The organism is Chlamydia abortus, from assembly GCF_002895085.1.
In the GTDB taxonomy this organism is placed as follows: Bacteria; Chlamydiota; Chlamydiia; order Chlamydiales; family Chlamydiaceae; genus Chlamydia; species Chlamydia abortus.
Genome location: NZ_CP024084.1, coordinates 419,169 through 438,682 on the forward strand (window position 1 = coordinate 419,169; position 19,514 = coordinate 438,682).

Here is a 19,514-nt window from a genome sequence, read left to right on the forward strand (position 1 = left end):
TTTTAATAGCTGTAAGTAAGATAGTTCGGCGGCAAATTCTGCGGGCATTGCTCGTTTGCGAAAGTTTATTGATAACTTATGGAATACGGTTGCCATTTTCATTCTTTGCCGAATGAAAATAAGAGTGCTTACAGATATATTAGGAACAATTTTGGATATAGAAGTGGTCTAGCTTTTGAAGAAGGACCTCAGGCTAAAAAATGAATTTAAAAGAACTCCTTCACAATACCAAAGCGAAAATTTATGGGAAGATTTCTTCTGTAGAGGTAAGAAATCTCACAAGAGATTCTCGCAATGTTGGAGTTGGAGATATCTTTATCGCCAAGCAAGGCAAACACTGTGATGGTAATGACTTTTCCCACCTAGCTGTTGAAAATGGAGCGATTGCTGTAGCTTCTTCTATCTATAATCCTTTTTTACCCGTTGTACAAATTATTTCTTCTGATCTTCCTCGGCTTGAGGCGGATCTGGCTGCGAAATACTACGGTCATCCTTCGCAAAAGCTCTGTGTTGTGGGGATTACAGGCACCAATGGGAAAACGACAGTTTCCCATTTAATCAAACTTCTGTTTGATGCTTGCGACAAGCCTGCAGGTTTAATAGGGACGATTGAGCATATTCTGGGAAATAGTCGTATTCAAGATGGGTATACCACTCCTGAATCCTGTTTGTTGCAAAAGTATTTAGCTAAGATGGTGAAGAGCCATCTTTCGGCTGCGGTTATGGAAGTCTCTTCTATCGGTCTGGCTGTAAACAGATTGGCTAACGTCGATTTTGATGTTGGTGTCTTAACTAACCTGACTCTAGACCATTTAGATTTTCATTCTTCGTTTGAAGAGTATAAGCAAGCAAAGCTGAAGTTATTTTCGATGCTTCCTTCTTCAGGCCTCGCTGTAGTCAACAACGACTTATGTGATGCTGCGCAGTTTATTGAGGCTACTCAAGCCCAACCTATTACCTATGGAATAGAGCAGCATGCAGATTATCAAGCTTCCCATGTGCGCTTTTCTCCTTTCGGAACGGATTTTGACTTGCTATATAAGGGAGAAACTTTTGCCTGTTATTCACCTTTAATCGGACAGCATAACATTTATAATGTTCTTGCGGCTATTGCTGTCACTCACCAACGATTACGTTGTGATTTACCCCACCTCATCTCTGTTATTGCCAATGTAGGAGCCCCTAGAGGGCGGCTAGAACCCATATTTTCCGGCCCTTGTCCTATTTACATTGATTATGCTCATACTCCCGATGCCTTAGATAATGTATGCCAAACACTCCAAGCTCTCCTTCCTCAAGATGGCAGACTTATCGTGGTCTTTGGGTGCGGAGGTGATCGAGATCAGAGCAAAAGAAAAATCATGGCTCAAGTCGTCGAGAAGTATGGATTTGCTGTTGTGACTACAGACAATCCTCGTGGTGAAGATCCAGAAAAGATCATTAATGAAATTTGTTCCGGCTTTTTAAAAAGAAATTTTTCTATCGAAATCGACAGAAAACAAGCAATTACATATGCTTTGTCCATTGCCTCAGATAGGGATATAGTGTTAGTGGCAGGTAAAGGGCATGAGACGTACCAGATTTTTAAACATCAAACCATCGCTTTTGATGATAAGGAAATCGTACTCGGGGTATTGTCGTCTTATGTTTAATCGTTACACTTTACTCACTGCCTGTGTCTTCGGAACTGCTTTAGGAGGAATTGCAGCTGAAAGTGCACTTCCACAGCGTGTGCGTCGTAACGAAGTCATTTTTATCGACCCGGGACACGGAGGTAAAGATCAAGGCACTGCAAGTAAAGAGTTCCATTATGAGGAAAAATCTCTAACCCTATCTCTTGCGTTTTCAGTGCAGAGTTATCTCAAGAGAATGGGGTATAAGCCAGTTCTTACGCGAACATCTGATGTGTATGTAGATCTCGGGAAAAGAGCGGCTTTAGCAAATCAAAACAAAGCTGATATTTTTGTCAGTATTCACTGTAATTATTCGTCCAACACGTCAGCCTTTGGTACTGAAGTATATTTTTATAATGGCAAAAATAACGTTGCTTCGAGAAGTCGTGCTTCGGAAGCTCTAGCTAAGGATGTCCTAAATGCTATGCAGAAAAATGGCGCATTGAAAATTCGGGGAGCGAAGAATGGCAATTTCGCTGTTATCCGAGAAACCACAATGCCTGCTATTTTAATTGAAACAGGATTCCTTTCTAACCCCAGAGAACGAGCTGCTCTTTCCGATGCACGTTACCGAATGCATATAGCCAAAGGCATAGCCGAGGGCGTGCATACATTTCTTACTGGTCCGAACTTTCAGAAACCAAGTTTAGCAAGTGTAAAGGCCAGAAAACTTTCTGCAAAGGTGAATTAGTTTTTTTAATTAGAAAAAAGCCGTCCTCGATGCGATTCGAACGCATGACCTGCTGCTTAGGAGGCAACCGCTCTATCCTACTGAGCTACGAGGACACTAAGGCCAGTACTTTATCAAGTTAGATTAAAGAAGTCACGTGTTTGCCGTTATTAAATTAGAATAGGAAAGCTTAGAAGTTTTTGTCGGACTGTAAGGTGCAGAAATCATAAGTTTTGACAAATATGAATTTTCGTTACTTATAACGATATAGAACAACCACGTATTTTTAAAAAATGTCTTGAATCCAAAGGATGAATAGATATGATACGCATATACTTCAAAAGTTTATTATTTAGGGCTACTCAGCAAGTTACTTTAGGGCACTTTAATTAGGAGGCAATGGCTAATATGGCTACCATGACCAAGAAAAAACTGATCAGTACAATATCACAGGATCACAAGATTCACCCGAATCATGTGCGTACTGTAATCCAAAATTTTTTGGATAAAATGACAGATGCTCTAGTCAAAGGTGATAGGTTAGAGTTTAGAGATTTCGGCGTTTTACAGGTTGTAGAACGCAAACCTAAAGTAGGTCGTAATCCTAAAAACGCTACTGTTCCTATTCACATTCCTGCGAGACGTGCCGTCAAATTTACTCCAGGAAAAAGAATGAAACGTTTAATCGAGACTCCTTCGAAGCATTCCTAATTTCGTGCCTTTCTCTTTTATCTAATTTATCAGGGTCAAGTTTTTAGGATGTACTTAGAGGCTTGACTCTAAAGTTTTTTGTTATTATTGTCTGGGCGCAATCCGTTTTTGAGTAAGAAATTGTGAATGGTGATGGGATCACAGCTAAGATTACAAGAATGTATCGAAGTGTTTCCCCACTCAAATTTTGACTTGCAGGTTAAACAGTTAATCTATGCTTGTCAGGATAAAAAACTTCGTAATTTCGTCTTTAAATTTTTTCGCTATCATCCTTTATTAAAGGTGCATGACATTGCAAGAGCAGTTTACTTGCTTATTGCTTTGGAAGAGGGACAAGATTTGGGGTTGGACTTCTTGAAGTTAGAGCAAGAAGACTCGGGAGCTGCGCGTTTATTTGGTCGTGGAGGTTTCCCTTGGAAAGGACTTCCTTATCCCGGAGAACATGCAGAACTCGGCCTTTTGCTTTTGCAAATCTCCAGGTTTTATGATGACAGTTTGAAACAAGCTCAGATGATGGGTGAGTTTCAACAGGCGTTATTTATGCATGAGGCGACGATTTTCCCTGCTTTATGGAGTCAGGAACACGCTCGATCCATAAAAGAAAAAACCTCGTTGAGTAAGTCTTTCCTATACCAGTTAGATCAACAGGTGACGAGTGAGTATACATTTACGGATCCGCATTTAGGTTTTTGGATGCAACGAACGCGGTCGGCATCCGCTTTTGTTTCTGGATCAGGATGTAAAAGTGGCGTGGGTGCTTACTATTCCGGAGATGTCGGTGTTGTCAACTACGGCCCATGTTATGGCGATATTAGTGATTGTCAGGGCTTTGGTCTATGTGGAACAGTTAAGGAATTCTCTTTTGCAGAAAATCCGGATACTACAGAAATTTCTTTTCTTTCGGCAGGGTCTGTTCCTTGTTCGAGAATTACAGGTTTTTCTTACTTACAAGATGCTTACCTAGGATCTAAAATTCGTCATCATATTACGATTTCTGAGAGACGGTGTCAGATATACTCTTTGATAGAAGATCCTTGCAAATCCACTTTTTCCATTTTTTGTAGGGGAAAAAGTTGTCAAGTGGTTGAAGGGCCGAGGTTACGGTCAAGCTCCTTAGATTCTTATAAAGGGCCGTCTAACGATGTCATTATTCATGGAGAGCGAGACTCCTTACGCATCCTGTCTTCAAGTCTCTATATGGAAATTTTTTCTTTACAAGAAAAAGAAAGGTTTTGGGGAAGTAATTTTTTGATTAATATTCCCTATCAAGACGCCGAGGTCTCGGTTGTTTTTGAAAAATGCAATTTATAGTTTATTATTTTTTTTGAAAATAGAAGAGAAAGTAATCTTATAATTGTTTTTTAAGGATTATTTGTATTAAAATTATCCTTTTTGTAAGAGGAGAGAATGTTATTATGGAGCTTCTTCCCCATGAAAAACAAGTCGTAGAGTATGAAAAAACGATAGCAGAGTTTAAGGAAAAAAATAAAAAAAATTCTTTACTCTCCTCCTCAGAGATACAAAAATTGGAAAGGCGCTTAGACAAGTTAAAAGAGAAGATCTATGCAGATTTGACTCCTTGGGAACGTGTGCAGATATGCCGTCATCCCTCGCGTCCTCGATCAGTGAATTACATTGAAGGCATGTGTGAGGAGTTTGTAGAGCTTTGTGGAGATCGTACATTTCGTGATGACCCTGCTGTTGTTGGCGGATTAGCGAAGATTCAGGGCCAGAGATTTATGCTTATTGGCCAGGAAAAGGGGTGTGATACCTCATCCCGCATGCACAGGAACTTCGGCATGCTCTGCCCCGAAGGCTTTCGTAAGGCGCTACGTCTTGCAAAAATGGCGGAGAAATTCGGTCTTTCTATTGTCTTTTTGGTGGATACTCCAGGGGCTTTCCCAGGTCTTACTGCTGAAGAGCGTGGTCAAGGATGGGCGATTGCTAACAATCTTTTCCAATTAGCTAGATTAAAAACCCCGATTATCGTTCTTGTTATTGGAGAAGGGTGTTCCGGAGGGGCTTTAGGCATGGCGATCGGGGATGTGATTGCGATGTTAGAACACTCCTATTATTCTGTAATTTCTCCTGAAGGCTGCGCCTCTATTCTTTGGAAGGATCCGAAAAAGAATAGTGAAGCGGCTGCTATGTTAAAAATGCATGGTGAGGATCTCAAACAATTTGCTATTGTGGATGTTGTCATTAAGGAGCCGGTAGGTGGTGCTCACCACAACCCAGCTGCTGTATATCGCGATGTTCGAGATTTTATACTTCGGGAATGGTTACGACTCAAAGACCTATCAATAGAAGATTTGTTAGAACAGCGATATCAGAAATTCCGAACTATAGGTCTCTATGAAACTTCTTCTGAAAGCAGTCCTGAGGCATAAAAAGCATCTCACGCTATTAGGTTTTTCTTTGCTTGCCATCTTAGGATTGACCGTGTCGTCTCAAGCAGAGATTTTTTCTCTAGGTATTATTGCAAAAACAGGACCTGATGCTTTTCTTCTTTTCGCCCGTAAGGAAAATAATCGACTGATCAAGGCTTCACAGCTAAGTCAAGAACAGATTTTAGAGAGATGGTCGGACATCTCTCCCGATTCTGACACGATAACTACAGCGGAGGCACATGCCTATATTTCTCGTTATGGAAAGCAAGGCACATCGATCACTAGCAGATTATCGTGTTTTATCTCTCGCTATATAGATTTGTCGTGTTTTGGTTCCTTAGCTTTGTTTTTAGTTATTGTGGCGATTTTTAAAGCCGTGACTCTATTCTTTCAGAGATTCCTGTCTCAAGTGGTCGCTATTCGTGTGAGTTGTGATCTCCGCAGGGATTATTTTAGGGCATTACAAAAGTTACCAATGACCTTTTTCCATGCCCATGATATGGGAAATCTCAGTAGTCGTGTGATCACAGATTCTGCTAGCATAGCTCAAGCAGTAAATTCTTTGATGGTGAATTATGTCCAAGCTCCGATAACTCTAACATTAGCTTTAGCTGTGTGTTTATCGATATCTTGGAAATTTTCTCTTTTAGTTTGTATTGCTTTTCCTGTATTGATTCTTCCTATTGTGATCATCGCGAAGAAAATCAAAGCCTTAGCGAAGAGAATACAAAAAAATCAAGATCAGTTTTCTTCCGTACTTTTAGATTTCCTTGTGGGCATAGTCACCGTCAAGGTTTTCCGTACCGAATCATTCGCATTTAAGAAATATTGTGATCAAAATAGTCGGATAGCCGCTTTAGAAGAAAAAAGTACGGCTTATGGGCTTCTCCCACGTCCTTTACTGCATACAATAGCTTCGTTATTTTTTGCTTTTGTTGTCATTATTGGTCTGTATAAATTTCATATTGCTCCCGAAGAGCTCATTGTATTTTGTGGTTTATTGTATTTCATCTATGACCCCGTGAAGAAATTCGGAGATGAGAACACGACCATTATGAAAGGTTGCGCGGCTGCGGAACGGTTTTATGAGGTGCTTGCCCATCCTGATTTGCATGAGGAGTCTGAAGAGAGTCAAGAGTTCCTGGGATTAACCAGAAATTTAGAATTCCGTGATGTGTCTTTTTCTTATGATAATGAGAGGAAGGTTCTTAAGAATCTGAGCTTCACTATCCATAAGGGCGAAGCTATTGGTATTGTAGGCCCAACAGGCAGTGGGAAGACAACAATCAGTAAATTGCTGCCTAGGTTATATGAGGTCTCTCAAGGAGAAATTCTTCTCGATGGAGTGCCGATTCAGTCATATAGTAAGTCGTCTTTGAGAGATCATATGGGTTGTGTCTTACAAAACCCATTTTTGTTTTATGACACTATTTGGAATAACCTGACTTGTGGTAAGGATATCCCTGAGGAAGATGTCATGCATGCATTAAAGCAAGCTTATGCTTATGAATTTGTGCAGAAGATGCCTCAGGGAGTACATAGTCTTCTTGAAGAATCAGGGAAAAATCTTTCAGGAGGGCAACAGCAAAGATTAACCATAGCGCGAGCGTTGTTGAAAAATGCCTCCATTTTGATTTTAGATGAGGCGACTTCTTCCCTAGACGCTATTAGTGAAAACTACATCAAAGAGATCATCGGGCAGTTAAAAGGCCAATGTACTCAAATTATTATAGCACACAAGCTCTCTACTTTGGAGCATGTAGATCGGGTAATTTATTTAGAACACGGCAGGAAAGTAGCAGAGGGAATGAAAGATGAACTTTTATCATCTTGTCCTGCTTTCTTAAAAATGTGGGAATTATCCGGGACGAAAGACTGGGAAACTTCCCCATCTGTAAGCTCAGAGTTGATTACGCCACTATCCTTCAGTTGATAGGCGCACATCTTTAAACGGCTAGGGTAGAGAGTTCTATAATATCGTAAATAGCTGAGGCAAAAGCACAGGACAGTTTTTTAGATAAGACATGCTTGTGTTGTTGAATATAGTCTCTTCCCTCTTTTGTCGTATAATCGGAAGTGATTTTCAACATCATACACCGTAGATGCAAGTTTTTACACAACTCAGCAATAAAATATCCTTCCATATCGACAAGCTGAAATGTGTCATGGAATCCGTATGTATAAGGAGCATGAGCAGAAACTAAGGTAGCTTTGGTTAGGCTAGGAAGAGCTGTAACTGTCAGTTCGGGTGTAGTGTCGAGTTGATTAGGAATATCTTTGCTCAGCTGAGATACTTTATCAATAGTATAGCGCGTTTGAAGAGGAAATTTCGAGGAGCAGGCCCCTGCAAATCCCACATTTACACAGGAGTCGTAATTTTGTAATACAGTATGGGTTAAAGATTGCACGACACCATCTTTTCCCCACCGGTCGAGGATAATCATATCTATAAGTATAGACATATGCCGATCCGGACATCGGTAGAAATGATTTGTGAGTTTTGTAAAAGCAAAATCTTGAAGTAAAGACTGTGCCTCGTTCTTGTCTGCTAAGACAAGGAGAATTTTGCAGAGATAATTAGATGGTGCAGCGGACATAATTGGTGAGTGTGTGCAGAGCTTTTTTCCCCAAGTCAGATAATACGAGAGTTTCTTCATTCACATAAGTAGCTATAAATTTTCTAATGACAGTTGTGTCTTTATTTCTGGAGTATTCTAAAGCTTTGTTTTCAGAACCTTCGGGGTCTTTCATCGCTAGAAATAAGGATTTTCTTAATGCTAAGGTCAGCATATGTACAATATCTTGGGGAACAGTCTTTGATACAACAAGACACCCTAAAGGTAGGGGAAGTTGTGTTTTCTCTTCCCATAACTTGCCCAGATCTGCTCTTGGGCATAGTTGTGCTGCGTAGTTAAACCTTTCTTCATGGATGATCGTCCCTGCATCTACAGTGCCGCGAAGAATAGCCAGGAGAATTTCGTGATATTTCATAGGGATAAGCTCGGCATCAGGATAAAATATCTTGCAGAGCAGGTGAGCAGTTGTCGTGATTCCAGGAGTGGCTATTGTTTTGATAGGCGCTTGAGGATCTAAAGCTAAAACTAAAGGACCGACTCCGTAGCCAAGAATCGTTCCTACTTCCATGAGAATATAATCATTAGTGACTTTCGGGAATAGGGCGGCTGATATTTTGACTAAAGAAAAGCGGTGCTGCAAGGCTAATGCGTTTAAAGTTGAGATATCTGCTACCCTCATTTGATTGAACAAAGGGGATTCTTGATGACATTCTAAAAAAGAACGAAATAGGAAAATATCATTGGGACAGGGTGAAAAAGCCGCAGAAAGTATCATGTCAATTGTTTCATTAAGTCAATAGCCGCTTTCATATCTTTATCTAAGTTCCCTTGGTTTTCTAACCATTGGATATAAGATGGAGGCACTTCACTTAGAGGTTTACCCTTGTATTTCCCAAAAGGCATTTTAAATGTTTTCGGGTGGTAACTTTCTTCCATTAGCGCCAGTACTTGCTCTGCGGAAAGATCTCCAATCAGTGCTGAAAATACATTATGCAGGGTAATGACATCGTCTAAAGCTCGGTGTGCTTGGTTTTCAGCAAAACCGTACACTTGACGTAGATACTGTAAATTGTGTTTAGGTAGGTCAGGCCGGTACTTTTGAGCCCATTTGAGTGAGTCTATCGTTTTTAGAGATAAAGGTTCTAAGGCATGTCGGCGACATTCTTTTTCCATGAGTGGGAAATCAAAACTATCGTTATTGTGCGCAACAAGAACAGCATCGTTCCCACAAAACTCGCAGAAATGTTTATAGGCTTCTGGGAACTTAGGAGCAGAGATGACTGTAGATGTCGTAATGCCATGAATCTTCGACGCTTCCTCAGGAATAGGAATTTCTGGGTTAACATAAGTGACAAAAGATTCTTTAGTTATGTGGTTATAGGCAGCAATTTCAATAATACGATCCTTATCTATCTGTGTTCCGGTAGTTTCAGTATCGTAAAAAATGAGTGTTGTCATCGAAGTTGCCCTCAGTTATTCATTTTTTTCTTTACGTGCCTGTTTTTTCAATTCATCAAGATTCATATTTCCTGAAGAGATCAAACCGATAGAGTGAGAAAAACTATCGCAAACTAATTTAATTGTGTCGATATATACACGTAACAATGTTTCATTCATTTCCCCTTGTAGGCAGGGAATAACTAAACGATAGAAAATGAGTCCCTGTTCTTCGTCCATGCCGAACCCAGGAATATCTACATCTCTATTAAGTAAATGGAGGAGCCGTGCTGTCGCTTCTTTTTGGTTATCATAGAGCTGATAGGGAAAGTAACATATCATTTGAAGGATTTCTCCTTTACTGCGAATCACAAAAAATAAGGGGAGTTCATGATCTTCAGCTTGAATGTTGATATAAGTTAAACCACTTTCTTTCTCTAAAAGAGGTTCTAATCCCGCATGTGTGAGATATTTTGATAAGTTATTTTGATTTAAAGACCATGTTGTCATTGAACATACTCCAAGTATTCATAATATGCGATTACACTTCTTTATCAGTAAAATTAGAAACACGAGAGTCGTCTGTTTTCTTATTCTTATGAAATTTTTGAATACTCTTACTGAGAAAAGCCGAGGTAGGTGATGATCGTTTTTTTTCATTTTGCTGCATGAGGTCGTTAATGTCCGTATCAGGAGGAAATTCTGAAAGTAGGGTAATGTTTTCTCCCGATTCCGCAATAACAAGAATTTTATTTACAACGCGAAGGATGTAGATGCAAGTTTTTGGATTTATGGAGCGTCTATCAAGAATTTTTATTGTTGAAGAGTTCCCTAGCCCTTGACCCTTGGATCTTAGGAACTTCTTAAAAGCCCAAACTCCGATGCCAAACAAAGCAAGTAGCAGAGTTAAGGAGCCCAGCATTTTAAACATTTCCAGTTTCATATTTTCTGGAAACATTCCTGGGAGATGTATTTGCTCGCTAGAAGTATCAGCAAGAGCAAGGTCATCCATACAAAATATGAGAAAAGAAAAGATTTTATTCGGCATATTAGAGACTTTGTTGCGTTTCTATGTCGTCATAAACCAAGAAACAATTTTAAGTTAGGATGTTTTACGAACGCATAGTTTTCAATCAGTTCTTTATAAGTTAATGTTTGATTAGTTCCAAGAATAAATTAAACTGTAACTTTATGTGTTCCTGTAAGCCGGTATATTGAGATGATGAATTTTGAGTTTAAGCGGGATGTACGAAGATTCATCTCGCAGGGTTTTTAATAGTTTCTTTCTTTATCATATTTTATATTGATTTTGTTCTTTATTATAGACCGATTTTCATGCCTGAGAATCAGGCGCGGTGAAAGGAGCGAAATCAGTTTAAGGGGAGTGGTAAAGTTACTTATGGATAAATTGCTCATTACGGATATAGACGGTACGATTACTCATCTTCCACACCATTTGGATCCTAAAATTGTTCAGCGTTTAATCCATCTCCATCATGCTGGGTGGGGCATATTTTTTCTTACTGGCAGGTATTTTTCTTACGCGCATCAGCTCTTCAAAGATTTTCCTATTCCCTATTTATTGGGTTGTCAAAATGGTGCTTGTGTTTGGTCTTCAGTAGAGAATCAATTTCTATATTTTCAAAATATTCCCCATGAAATTTTACCCGCGTTAGAAATGTGTGTAGAGGATAGTCATGTCGTTTGTTCTATAGAATCGGGAGCTCTGTATCAAGACCATTATTATCGCCACGTTGATTGTTCTACTGCGAAAGATCTTTTGCGTCACCTAGACCCTGTGTATTTTCCTAGTGCGAAAGACCGCGAGAGATTAGTAGAAACTAAAAAACTGTCTAAGGACTATCCTAACGCCACGTTTGCTGTTGCGAAAATCTTTGGTAAGAAAAACGAGGTAGAAAAGGTCCAGGAGAGGATTATCCAATCGCAAGAGTTAGTGAACAATTTGACCATTACATTCATGCGTTGGCCGTTTGATTTTGACTATGCCATTTTGTTCATGACGGACAAATCCGTCTCTAAGGGTTGTGCTGTGGATCGTGTCGTTGACATAGTTTATGAGGGACAAAAGCCGTTTATTATAGCTTCAGGGGATGATGCGAATGATATTGATTTGATAGAGCATGGTGACTTTAAGATCGTCATGAGCTCCGCTCCGGAATCTATGCATATGATTGCAGATTTTCTTGCCTCCCCAGCGAAAGAGCTAGGTATTCTTTCGGCATGGGAGGCAGGTGTTGCACAATACCACAGAATTAAGAACGCTTAGGAAGCATTTCAGGACCAATGCCCATGATATTGGCGCCGTGATCCACATAGAGAGTTTCTCCGGTAATTGCGCTAGCTAACGGAGAAGCTAGAAAAGCGGCAACGGCTCCTACTTGTTCTGTTGTCATCGGCTCAGGAATCGGGGTCCAATCTAAATAATAATCGACCATTTGCTCGATAAATCCAATCGCTTTTCCTGCGCGACTGGCTAGAGGACCTGCCGAAATAGTGTTTACACGGACGCCCCACTTTCTTCCTGCTTCCCATGCAAGCATTTTTGTATCACTTTCTAAAGCAGCTTTTGCTGCGCTCATGCCTCCGCCATATCCTGGAACTGCTCGAGAAGAAGCTAGGTAAGTTAAAGAAACACTCGTGCTTCCTTGAGGCATAATAGGCCCAAAGTGAGCTAATAAACTCACTAAGGAGTAACTGGATGTGCTTAATGCAGCTAAATAGCCTTTACGTGATGTTTCTAAAAGTGGTTTAGAAATTTCCGGACTGTTGGCTAGGGAGTGGACTAAAATATCAATATGACCGAAATCTTTAGTAATGCGTTCAACAACCTCTGAGACAGTATATCCCGAAATGCCCTTATAACGCTTATTTTCTGCAATATCCTCAGGGACATCTTCTGGTTTATCAAAACTAGCGTCCATAGGATAGATTTTTTTAATTTCTAAGAGGTTGCCATCAGATAATTTTCTCGATTGATCAAATTTTCCTAAATCCCAAGACTGCGTGAAGATTTTATAGATGGGCACCCAGGTTCCTACGAGAATAGTGGCCCCCGCTTCTGCTAGTGCTTTAGCGATTCCCCAGCCATAGCCTTGATCGTCACCAATCCCTGCTATAAAAGCTATTTTCCCAGTTAAATCGATTTTTAACATTCGTCAACCTTATTTCTAGTCTGCATTGATATTCTGAGGAGGGTAGCAGATTTCTTGATTATTACGAAACTCTTTGAAAATCCCTTTTTATGGCTCTGTGGCGATAGATTTTTTTCTTACCTTTCTCAAGTGACAATTAAAATTTTTATTTACATTTGAGTTTCTCAAATATAGATTCTCAGCCCCTTGCGCAAGTTCGCAAGTCAAATCCTATGTTTGGTGTGATCTGTAAGTGAATAGGATAAAATTAAAATAGGAGAAAAATCATGACATTTCCATTAGGGAATATACGTTCTTTCTTAGGTTATGGAAAACCTCAAGAAGCACCTAACACTACAGAGAACACATCATTGGTTTCTGCTGTTGCTGAAACAGTGTTGACTAGTGTCACCGCACCTTCAACTTCACAAACATCCCCAGAAACTGCAAATAGTCGGGAGATCACTTCTTCTGCTTTTGTTGCAGATGCAGGTGAGGCAGCCGCAGCAGCTTTATCAGTTTTAGACTCAAGTTTAGAAGATATTTATGAAGATATGTCACCATCTAGACGTGATAGTGAATCACAAACAGATAAAGTGACGTATTTAGAATATCTCAAAGAGAGACAAAATGAGACAGTCGTGTTACGAGATCATGTAAAAGAAGTGATGACGCGCTCTGTTTCACTTGGAGCAGATTTTTTTGCAAGATCTTCAATATTGACACAACCGCGTGCGAGTATGGAGTGCTTAGACGATCTTTCACTTCCCGAGACAGAAACAACTCCTTTAGCAGGAAATGAAGAAGTGGAGCTAAAGGAGAAATCTCCAGTATTGCGTACGCAGTTATTCAGCTTTTTTATTGATCTCCTAAAACAAGATTTACTTCACGGTAGCATTAGTGGGGGCAAGATCGAAGCATTTTTTGATCTCCTTTCAGGAGGGATGTCCAGAGAAGAATATCGTGAGTTACTTGACTTGATTAAAGAAGGGGATTTCACCTCTATAAGAGACATCACGAAGTTTTGTAACATGATTATGGAAACACCTGTGTGTAAATCTTCTCACGAAATGCAGATGTTATTTACCTTCTTTAAAGGTGAAGGTGGTGCGATAACTCTCGTGGTATTGCAGGAGTTAATGGGGATATTAACAGAAACATTGGGCTTGCCTCTTCCTGAAGGCATGAGCTCTTTCTTCATTGCCATTAGAAATTTATATGAAACTACCCACCCAGATGGAGTATCCAATGTCGCTACTGCTGTCTCCATACTTTCTTTAGTTTCTGGGGTATTGCAAAGCGAGACAACACGACGTGTTATGCAGTCGTGTTATGATGGCTGCGCAGATTCTTGTTCAGGAAATTGTGGTTGTGTAGGTTGTGGATGTACAGAAGGAGCTGGTGGTTGTGGCGGCTTCGGTTCATTTTTATGTGGTCTTTTTGCAGGATGCTTTAATTTAGATACCCGCAGAGGGGCAATTACGGAAGAGGAGTTCAGAAAACTAGAAACAAAATACAGCTCGGCTGTTGTTTTAGTCGCTTTAAATAACTTAGGAGTCAATACGGTAGATCTTTTAGCTGGTAAACGCATAGGTTTGCCTACTTTAGATCGAGTGAAAGCTGAATGTGACCGGACTTCAAATGATCTGAATAAAATTATTAAAAGTAAAAGCAAAGAGGTATGGGGAGAGGCTGCGTGCAATTATGCCCATATTTTATCTCGTCCGCTTCTTAAGGAAGGTATCATATCCGGATTGTCTAATCACCACATCGTAATAACAACAAATTGCGTGGAAAGGTCATGATTGATTGTTCTTGGGGATCACAAGGATTTGTTGCTACTAATGAACCCTTTGATGCGGAAAGATTGGTCAGTTCTCTTGTTTCTCTTGTAGTTACGAAAGCCGAAGATGGAGATGCGGATGCAAAAGTGCATCGTAGGTTAGGTACTTCTGATGCTTCTAGTGTGATGACTCATGTGTCTAGGATTCTTTCTGCGGCTGTATCGCATGGGGATAATATTTGGTTGTCTACAGATGATCTGATGACTTTAGTTTGTATTGTTTTAGCTTATAAGAAGCTTGTTATAGTAGATGAAACTGGCTCTGACAAATCTAAAATACATAGACATCCGGAAATTCAACAACTATTTGAGACAATTCAAGAGAACTATGTTCAATTAGAAAGAAATCAGCGTAGTGACATTAGAGCGAGTATGAACGCTTCTGTTTTATATACGCATATAGCTAGAAAAGTCGCTCAGAAAGAAAATAACAATCGCACTTTGAAAAACAGAGCTAGAGTTGACGTTAGGGATAACCTAGTTGTTAAGATGTCTATGCCATGGATGAGAGCTGCTGGATTGGTATTAAAAAAACCAGACCAGCACGGCATGGATGTTGTGGACCAACCTGTTGTCAGATCCGTCAACAATTCCAGAGCTGTCTATATTCCACAAGAGTATCGCGAGACCTCAGTGTAATATAATTTTTTGAAAAAAATCACATCCCGAGCATGTAATCATTCAGCTCAATCTCGTTCTTAAGTTCTTAAGCCGTAAAGAGTAACGAAAGAATAGATGGCTATCTGTTGCATGCTCACTTTCTAAAATTCAAATTTTTTCTATACATTTCTTGTCTTCTTATCTAAGCTCCTTGGTACTAATTTTTAAGGTCAATGACTTCGGGTTAAATTCCCTGTATGAGTTATTTTAATCAAGGAGACATAGAAATGACAGTACCCACAAGTGCAGGTAATAGCAACCCCGCTTTTACTTTTGATGATGGTAGATCAAGAACATTAGAGACTTCTAATTTTATGTCTATGCTGCGTGGAGGAGCACAACCTAATGATGGAGGTGTGAATCAGAATGTGTATGAGTTATTGCAGAGTTCCGGTTTCAATTCAGCACATCGGATAGCTAGAAGAACGACAACGACCCCTCCTGTGATTACGACACAGCCGAGTGCCCATGGTGTAGTGCAAACAGTGGGGAATAATCAAGCGTTGTTAGATATGCTCATGCAAAGTGTTGGTGGTGCTTTAGGTCAAAGAGAACAAGTACTTGCGCATTTACTTCAAGGTGCCTCGGGACTTTCCGGTCCGCAACAACAGTATTTGCTATTATTACTCAACACGCTTCAAAGCCAAAGTTCTCTAGGGTCTTTAGGAGCGGGTTCTCTACGTCAGGGAGCCGGAAGGCCGACGATACTGCCTCCTGCGATTATCACACAGCCTGAAGCTAGTGGTGTAGTGCAGACAGTAGGGAACAATCAAGCGTTATTAGATATGCTTATGCAAAGTATTGGGGGAACGTCAGGTCAACACTCCCAGGAACTTCTTTCCTTACTCCAGTACATTGCTGGCATGCCTTCCCAGGCACAAGGTGCGCAAGGGTTTGTCAATACAATTCAAGGACAAGACCCTGCGCATATGGAGCTATTGATTTCAGCTTTAATGAACTTATCAGCTAGAAACAGGAGAGGTTCTTCTAGCGTGGGGAGGGTGATGCAACTCGTCGAGTCATTAGGGGGGTTAGCTGGACCCGCAGGTGTTGCTGCCGTGTCTTTAGCCTCTCTTATTTCTGCTGCTGTCAATAGCGAACGCGCTCAACTTAGCGGAAGGTTCTGTTACGATTACTGTCATAGGCACTGTGAGAGAAATTGTTGTTGTCCTGGATGTGGATGTAGCGAAGGAGAGTATGGCTGTGGAGCTGTAGGAAGATTTTTGTGTGGTCTATTTGGAAATTTCTGCGGAGTAGAAGTTGATATTAGAAGAGATTTAGAGGAAGAGCTGCAACGTATAGAAAATGAGTATTCTAGTACGATATTGCTTTTGGCTTTGAGTCGTTTAGGAGTGGATCTAGTCGCTCTCTTGTCAGGAAATGCCACAGTTAGGTTGCCTTCTTTGGAGCAGATTCGAGAAGAATGTAGTAAATGTTCTAGAGACTTGCCCAGGATTTTGAAAGATAAAACCAATACGATGTGGTGTTGTGCTGCACAAGGGTATAACTGTATTTTAAAGAACACCTTTTTACGATCAGTGTTTGTTTCAGGAATGGGAAGTTCTTGCGATATCGATAGTGTACAGTTGGGGCAGTGCGTGCGTATTCTTCATGAATGGCTAGGGGATGAAGATGTTATGGTTGTTTCAGATTTTGATATGGAAAAACTAGCTCTTAGTCTTCCCGATCTTTCTGTGATTTCTCGTCGGCATTCAGGAATAGGATCTTTAGGAGTGGTTACCTCTGCCTATGTTATGCAAGATTTAGGGAAAATTTTAATGAAAGCCTCTCATGGTGGAAGACAGGTTTGGCTGAATGTGAGCGACTTAAGACAATCATGTGCATGATTTTAGCCTATCGTGGTATCACCATCGTATCTGATGAGATTCCTGTTGAAGAATCAAGAATATACGATAGGTCAGAGATGCGTACGTTATTTAACGACATCAATAATCGTCGTTTGATAAATGAGCGTACGTAAAGTCAGTTGCACCAAGAACCTCAGGAAAACCCTTACCTTAATCTTGCTAAGAGGTGTTTTGACAAGCGTCATGAAGAAATGGAAAATATGCAAAATCTTAGTCAAGAATCCAAACAAGAGGTTTTACAGAGAATCTCTAGAAAATGGATGTTATTAGCAGGGATCCGAAAAAATTCTGTTGTCACGCAACAACCTATGAGGCAGCAGCAAGCACCTATAGTCACACAATCTACAGCTTCCGGGCTCCAGTTGGCTCGGTCTAGATCGAGTTCCACAGGTCGCAATTATGAACAAGAGGGAGCGCGTCCCCGAACTGCGCAAAATCTACACGGAGATCGACTCGATCACTGTAAAGACCCGCACGTTCAAGACAACAGTGGAGAAGGGAGTCAATAAAGCTTCTACTCCTGTCAAAAATAGAAGAAAAGACTAGGATTTAGTTAATGAGCAAATGAGGCGCCTCTTCTCGAGGATCTCCAGAAGTAGAGGCAGTTACTGCTACCTTTTCTTTTGAAAAAGGCGATGTGAAGGTTAAGGCGTGAGCATGTAATAACGGACGAAATACATGTTTCGGTTGTTCTTTTCTGCCGTAATCTACATCGCCTACAATCGGATGGCCTAGTGTCTGCATATGCAGACGGATCTGGTGGGTTCTTCCTGTGATCGGTTCACATCGCATGAGGGTGTACTGTTTATAAGTACGAAGAATAGACCACTGTGTGATCGTTAATTTCCCTTGATTCTTGGGGGTATTTCCAAAAATTACCGAGCCACAACGACGAGATTTAGGAGCAGTATAAGAAATTACGGTTCCTGAGGATTTTTTTGGATGACCAAAAACTAAAGCAGTGTATTGTTTATGTATTTTTCGTTTCTTGAATAATTCTGAGAGGGCATTAGCAGCACTGGCATGTTTGGCGAATAAGATACACCCCGTTGTGTCTCTATCTAGCCTATGGACAATATTGAGTCTGGTGATTTTTGCAAGATCTTCCGTAGAGGTGTGCGAAGGCTTATTATAAATGCAGCAGTGCGCATCTTCCCAAAGGATTTGTGGCTCTAATCTTGTTTGCACAGTAAGAGTAATGCGATCTCCAGGTTGCACTCTATAAGACTCGAATCTTTCCACACGACCATTTACACGACAACCGTGATAACGGACCGAATCCATGATGATGTGTTTTTTGTAATCGGGCAGCCGTGAACGCAAGAAAGATGACAATCTTTCTTCGTGCTGCGCAACCCATGAGAATTCTTCCATAAAGTGTGGCAAAAATTAAAACCTAGGTAAAATTTTACGAGAATTTGTATGACAAAGATAGCTTTTTCTGAAAGGGCGAAGAATTTTCCTATAGGAAAGTTAAAACAATGGTTTATAGAGAATAAACGTAGCTTTCCTTGGAGAGACGATCCTTCGCCTTACAACGTATGGGTTTCTGAAGTTATGCTTCAGCAAACTCGAGCGGAGGTTGTAGTAAAATATTTTATTGAATGGATGAAAAAATTTCCTACCATAGAATCGTTAGCTACAGCTAATGAGGAGGACGTGATTAAGGCCTGGGAAGGCCTGGGATATTATACGCGAGTCCGAAATCTTTTGCATGGCGCGCGCATGGTCATGACAGATTTTGGTGGGAAGCTTCCTGATGATCCTTTAGATTTAATGCAGATAAAAGGTTTAGGTCCTTATACAGTACACGCCATTCTAGCATTTGCTTTTAAAAGAAGAACCGCAGCGGTCGATGGCAATGTACTACGTGTAATCAGTAGAGTATTTTTGATAGATGCTTCTATAGATTTAGAGTCTACGAAAACATGGGTATTTAGAATTGTTTTGTCCTTTTTGCCTGCGGAAGATCCTCAAGTTATTGCTGAAGCTTTGATAGAACTCGGAGCGTGTATTTGTAAACGTGCTCCTAAGTGTGATATTTGTCCTTTACAGTCTATTTGTGGCGCTTTTAAAGAAGGAAGACAAAAATCTCTTCCTGTACGTCATGCTAGGAAAAAAACTGTGACGCTATTTCGTTGGGTAGCCATTGTTCTGTATAACGATTGTATTGTTCTTGAACAGAGAAAACCCGAGGAGATGATGGCCGGGTTGTACGAATTCCCTTATATAGAGGTGAAGTCTTTGGAAGATCTTTCGGACATAGATGGATTAGTGCACGACATGGAAGAGTACGTACAGGCTCCCTTGGTTTTTGCTGGGGAACTCGAAGAACAACGTCATGCATTTACTCACTATAAGGTACACCTGATTCCCAAAATTTTTTATGCAAAATCCAAGCCAAAAGCAGAGCTTCTCTATCCTTTAGATAGTATAGATTCTTTACCTTTTTCTTCTGGGCATAGGAAAATCAAGGCATGGTTATTAGAGCATCCTTATGCTACCTTTCATTCTGAACTTATACAGGTTTGAAG

General features: G+C 40.4%; 18 protein-coding genes, 1 tRNA gene and 1 pseudogene. 12 read left to right on the forward strand and 8 right to left on the reverse strand.

All coding sequences use genetic code 11. From position 1 onward, the window contains the following. Positions 1-200 precede the first annotated feature (200 nt). Together CHAB577_RS01940 and CHAB577_RS01945 are read left to right on the forward strand one after the other, a co-directional pair. Positions 201-1,652, forward strand: coding sequence for a UDP-N-acetylmuramoyl-L-alanyl-D-glutamate--2,6-diaminopimelate ligase (locus tag CHAB577_RS01940; protein ID WP_011097018.1), 1,452 nt, complete (start codon positions 201-203; stop codon positions 1,650-1,652). Then, entirely contained in the window at positions 1,645-2,364 is a 720-nt protein-coding gene (locus CHAB577_RS01945; RefSeq protein WP_011097019.1) for an N-acetylmuramoyl-L-alanine amidase family protein, read from the forward strand. Before CHAB577_RS01940 ends, CHAB577_RS01945 begins: the two co-directional genes overlap by 8 nt. Positions 2,365-2,385: 21 nt before the next feature. Here CHAB577_RS01945 and CHAB577_RS01950 read toward each other — a convergent pair. Continuing rightward, a tRNA-Arg gene (locus CHAB577_RS01950) sits at positions 2,386-2,459 on the reverse strand. A 292-nt stretch (positions 2,460-2,751) separates the two neighbouring features. On the opposite strand from CHAB577_RS01950, the gene CHAB577_RS01955 reads away from it, so the two are divergent. The 4 genes from CHAB577_RS01955 to CHAB577_RS01970 all read left to right on the forward strand — a co-directional run bounded on the left by CHAB577_RS01955 (position 2,752) and on the right by CHAB577_RS01970 (position 7,377). Then, positions 2,752-3,054: an HU family DNA-binding protein gene (locus CHAB577_RS01955; RefSeq protein WP_006344016.1), complete on the forward strand. Its 303-nt coding sequence runs from the start codon at positions 2,752-2,754 to the stop codon at positions 3,052-3,054. A 126-nt stretch (positions 3,055-3,180) separates the two neighbouring features. After that, entirely contained in the window at positions 3,181-4,365 is a 1,185-nt protein-coding gene (locus CHAB577_RS01960) for a hypothetical protein (protein WP_011097020.1), read from the forward strand. Between the two features lie 104 nt (positions 4,366-4,469). Next, complete coding sequence (locus CHAB577_RS01965) at positions 4,470-5,444, forward strand: acetyl-CoA carboxylase carboxyltransferase subunit alpha (RefSeq protein ID WP_011097021.1); 975 nt, start codon at positions 4,470-4,472, stop codon at positions 5,442-5,444. Then, entirely contained in the window at positions 5,410-7,377 is a 1,968-nt protein-coding gene (locus tag CHAB577_RS01970; RefSeq protein WP_011097022.1) for an ABC transporter ATP-binding protein, read from the forward strand. Before CHAB577_RS01965 ends, CHAB577_RS01970 begins: the two co-directional genes overlap by 35 nt. 13 nt (positions 7,378-7,390) lie before the next feature. Here CHAB577_RS01970 and CHAB577_RS01975 read toward each other — a convergent pair whose 3' ends face one another. From CHAB577_RS01975 to CHAB577_RS01995, 5 genes are read right to left on the reverse strand one after another with little or no spacing between them, the layout of a single operon-like run. Further along, positions 7,391-8,041 (reverse strand): nucleoside phosphorylase-I family protein, encoded by a 651-nt coding sequence (locus CHAB577_RS01975; RefSeq protein WP_011097023.1) that lies wholly within the window; start codon positions 8,039-8,041, stop codon positions 7,391-7,393. Continuing rightward, positions 8,022-8,795, reverse strand: coding sequence for a 1,4-dihydroxy-6-naphtoate synthase (locus CHAB577_RS01980; RefSeq protein WP_011097024.1), 774 nt, complete (start codon positions 8,793-8,795; stop codon positions 8,022-8,024). The genes CHAB577_RS01975 and CHAB577_RS01980 overlap by 20 nt, the downstream gene beginning before the upstream one ends. After that, on the reverse strand, positions 8,792-9,478 hold the full coding sequence (locus CHAB577_RS01985; RefSeq protein ID WP_006344022.1) for a putative quorum-sensing-regulated virulence factor: 687 nt from the start codon (positions 9,476-9,478) through the stop codon (positions 8,792-8,794). Before CHAB577_RS01985 ends, CHAB577_RS01980 begins: the two co-directional genes overlap by 4 nt. A gap of 15 nt (positions 9,479-9,493) precedes the next feature. Next, a complete protein-coding gene (locus tag CHAB577_RS01990; RefSeq protein WP_006344023.1) occupies positions 9,494-9,967 on the reverse strand; it encodes a type III secretion system chaperone family protein in 474 nt (157 codons plus the stop codon). A 31-nt stretch (positions 9,968-9,998) separates the two neighbouring features. Then, positions 9,999-10,505, reverse strand: coding sequence for a FliO/MopB family protein (locus CHAB577_RS01995; protein WP_011097025.1), 507 nt, complete (start codon positions 10,503-10,505; stop codon positions 9,999-10,001). 351 nt (positions 10,506-10,856) lie between these two features. Here CHAB577_RS01995 and CHAB577_RS02000 point away from each other — a divergent pair, with 351 nt between their 5' ends. Continuing rightward, a complete protein-coding gene (locus CHAB577_RS02000) occupies positions 10,857-11,744 on the forward strand; it encodes an HAD family hydrolase (RefSeq protein ID WP_011097026.1) in 888 nt (295 codons plus the stop codon). Here CHAB577_RS02000 and CHAB577_RS02005 read toward each other — a convergent pair. Further along, positions 11,731-12,630 (reverse strand): enoyl-[acyl-carrier-protein] reductase, encoded by a 900-nt coding sequence (locus CHAB577_RS02005; protein WP_006344026.1) that lies wholly within the window; start codon positions 12,628-12,630, stop codon positions 11,731-11,733. The two genes, CHAB577_RS02000 and CHAB577_RS02005, sit on opposite strands and share 14 nt — an antisense overlap. Positions 12,631-12,896: 266 nt before the next feature. Here CHAB577_RS02005 and CHAB577_RS02010 point away from each other — a divergent pair. The 4 genes and pseudogenes from CHAB577_RS02010 (at position 12,897) to CHAB577_RS05230 (ending at position 17,489) form a co-directional block, all read left to right on the forward strand. Next, positions 12,897-15,091, forward strand: a pseudogene (locus CHAB577_RS02010) (hypothetical protein). A gap of 248 nt (positions 15,092-15,339) precedes the next feature. Beyond that, positions 15,340-16,959, forward strand: a complete 1,620-nt coding sequence (locus CHAB577_RS02015) for a hypothetical protein (RefSeq protein WP_232500315.1) — start codon at positions 15,340-15,342, stop codon at positions 16,957-16,959. Beyond that, a complete protein-coding gene (locus CHAB577_RS05225) occupies positions 16,950-17,093 on the forward strand; it encodes a hypothetical protein (protein ID WP_231908349.1) in 144 nt (47 codons plus the stop codon). The genes CHAB577_RS02015 and CHAB577_RS05225 overlap by 10 nt, the downstream gene beginning before the upstream one ends. Positions 17,094-17,180: 87 nt before the next feature. Then, positions 17,181-17,489, forward strand: a complete 309-nt coding sequence (locus CHAB577_RS05230; protein ID WP_231908350.1) for a hypothetical protein — start codon at positions 17,181-17,183, stop codon at positions 17,487-17,489. A 40-nt stretch (positions 17,490-17,529) separates the two neighbouring features. On the opposite strand, the gene CHAB577_RS02020 is transcribed toward CHAB577_RS05230, so the two are convergent. Then, positions 17,530-18,354: an RluA family pseudouridine synthase gene (locus tag CHAB577_RS02020; protein WP_006344028.1), complete on the reverse strand. Its 825-nt coding sequence runs from the start codon at positions 18,352-18,354 to the stop codon at positions 17,530-17,532. 48 nt (positions 18,355-18,402) lie between these two features. Between CHAB577_RS02020 and mutY the strand changes: the two genes are divergently transcribed. Next, positions 18,403-19,512 (forward strand): A/G-specific adenine glycosylase, encoded by a 1,110-nt coding sequence (gene mutY / locus CHAB577_RS02025; protein WP_006344029.1) that lies wholly within the window; start codon positions 18,403-18,405, stop codon positions 19,510-19,512. Positions 19,513-19,514 lie beyond the last annotated feature (2 nt).

Excerpts from the sequence above, each read along its gene's own strand:
- CHAB577_RS01940 (WP_011097018.1), top strand. The coding sequence starts at position 201 with ATGAATTTAAAAGAACTCCTTCACAATACCAAAGCGAAAATTTATGGG.
- CHAB577_RS05230 (WP_231908350.1), top strand. The coding sequence starts at position 17,181 with ATGCAAAATCTTAGTCAAGAATCCAAACAAGAGGTTTTACAGAGAATC.
- CHAB577_RS01960 (WP_011097020.1), top strand. The coding sequence starts at position 3,181 with ATGGTGATGGGATCACAGCTAAGATTACAAGAATGTATCGAAGTGTTT.
- CHAB577_RS01970 (WP_011097022.1), top strand. The coding sequence starts at position 5,410 with ATGAAACTTCTTCTGAAAGCAGTCCTGAGGCATAAAAAGCATCTCACG.
- CHAB577_RS02000 (WP_011097026.1), top strand. The coding sequence starts at position 10,857 with ATGGATAAATTGCTCATTACGGATATAGACGGTACGATTACTCATCTT.
- CHAB577_RS02020 (WP_006344028.1), bottom strand. The coding sequence starts at position 18,354 with ATGGAAGAATTCTCATGGGTTGCGCAGCACGAAGAAAGATTGTCATCT.
- CHAB577_RS05225 (WP_231908349.1), top strand. The coding sequence starts at position 16,950 with ATGTGCATGATTTTAGCCTATCGTGGTATCACCATCGTATCTGATGAG.
- CHAB577_RS01975 (WP_011097023.1), bottom strand. The coding sequence starts at position 8,041 with ATGTCCGCTGCACCATCTAATTATCTCTGCAAAATTCTCCTTGTCTTA.
- CHAB577_RS01995 (WP_011097025.1), bottom strand. The coding sequence starts at position 10,505 with ATGCCGAATAAAATCTTTTCTTTTCTCATATTTTGTATGGATGACCTT.
- CHAB577_RS01980 (WP_011097024.1), bottom strand. The coding sequence starts at position 8,795 with ATGATACTTTCTGCGGCTTTTTCACCCTGTCCCAATGATATTTTCCTA.
- CHAB577_RS02015 (WP_232500315.1), top strand. The coding sequence starts at position 15,340 with ATGACAGTACCCACAAGTGCAGGTAATAGCAACCCCGCTTTTACTTTT.
- CHAB577_RS01990 (WP_006344023.1), bottom strand. The coding sequence starts at position 9,967 with ATGACAACATGGTCTTTAAATCAAAATAACTTATCAAAATATCTCACA.
- CHAB577_RS01985 (WP_006344022.1), bottom strand. The coding sequence starts at position 9,478 with ATGACAACACTCATTTTTTACGATACTGAAACTACCGGAACACAGATA.
- CHAB577_RS01965 (WP_011097021.1), top strand. The coding sequence starts at position 4,470 with ATGGAGCTTCTTCCCCATGAAAAACAAGTCGTAGAGTATGAAAAAACG.
- CHAB577_RS01955 (WP_006344016.1), top strand. The coding sequence starts at position 2,752 with ATGGCTACCATGACCAAGAAAAAACTGATCAGTACAATATCACAGGAT.
- CHAB577_RS01945 (WP_011097019.1), top strand. The coding sequence starts at position 1,645 with ATGTTTAATCGTTACACTTTACTCACTGCCTGTGTCTTCGGAACTGCT.
- mutY (WP_006344029.1), top strand. The coding sequence starts at position 18,403 with ATGACAAAGATAGCTTTTTCTGAAAGGGCGAAGAATTTTCCTATAGGA.
- CHAB577_RS02005 (WP_006344026.1), bottom strand. The coding sequence starts at position 12,630 with ATGTTAAAAATCGATTTAACTGGGAAAATAGCTTTTATAGCAGGGATT.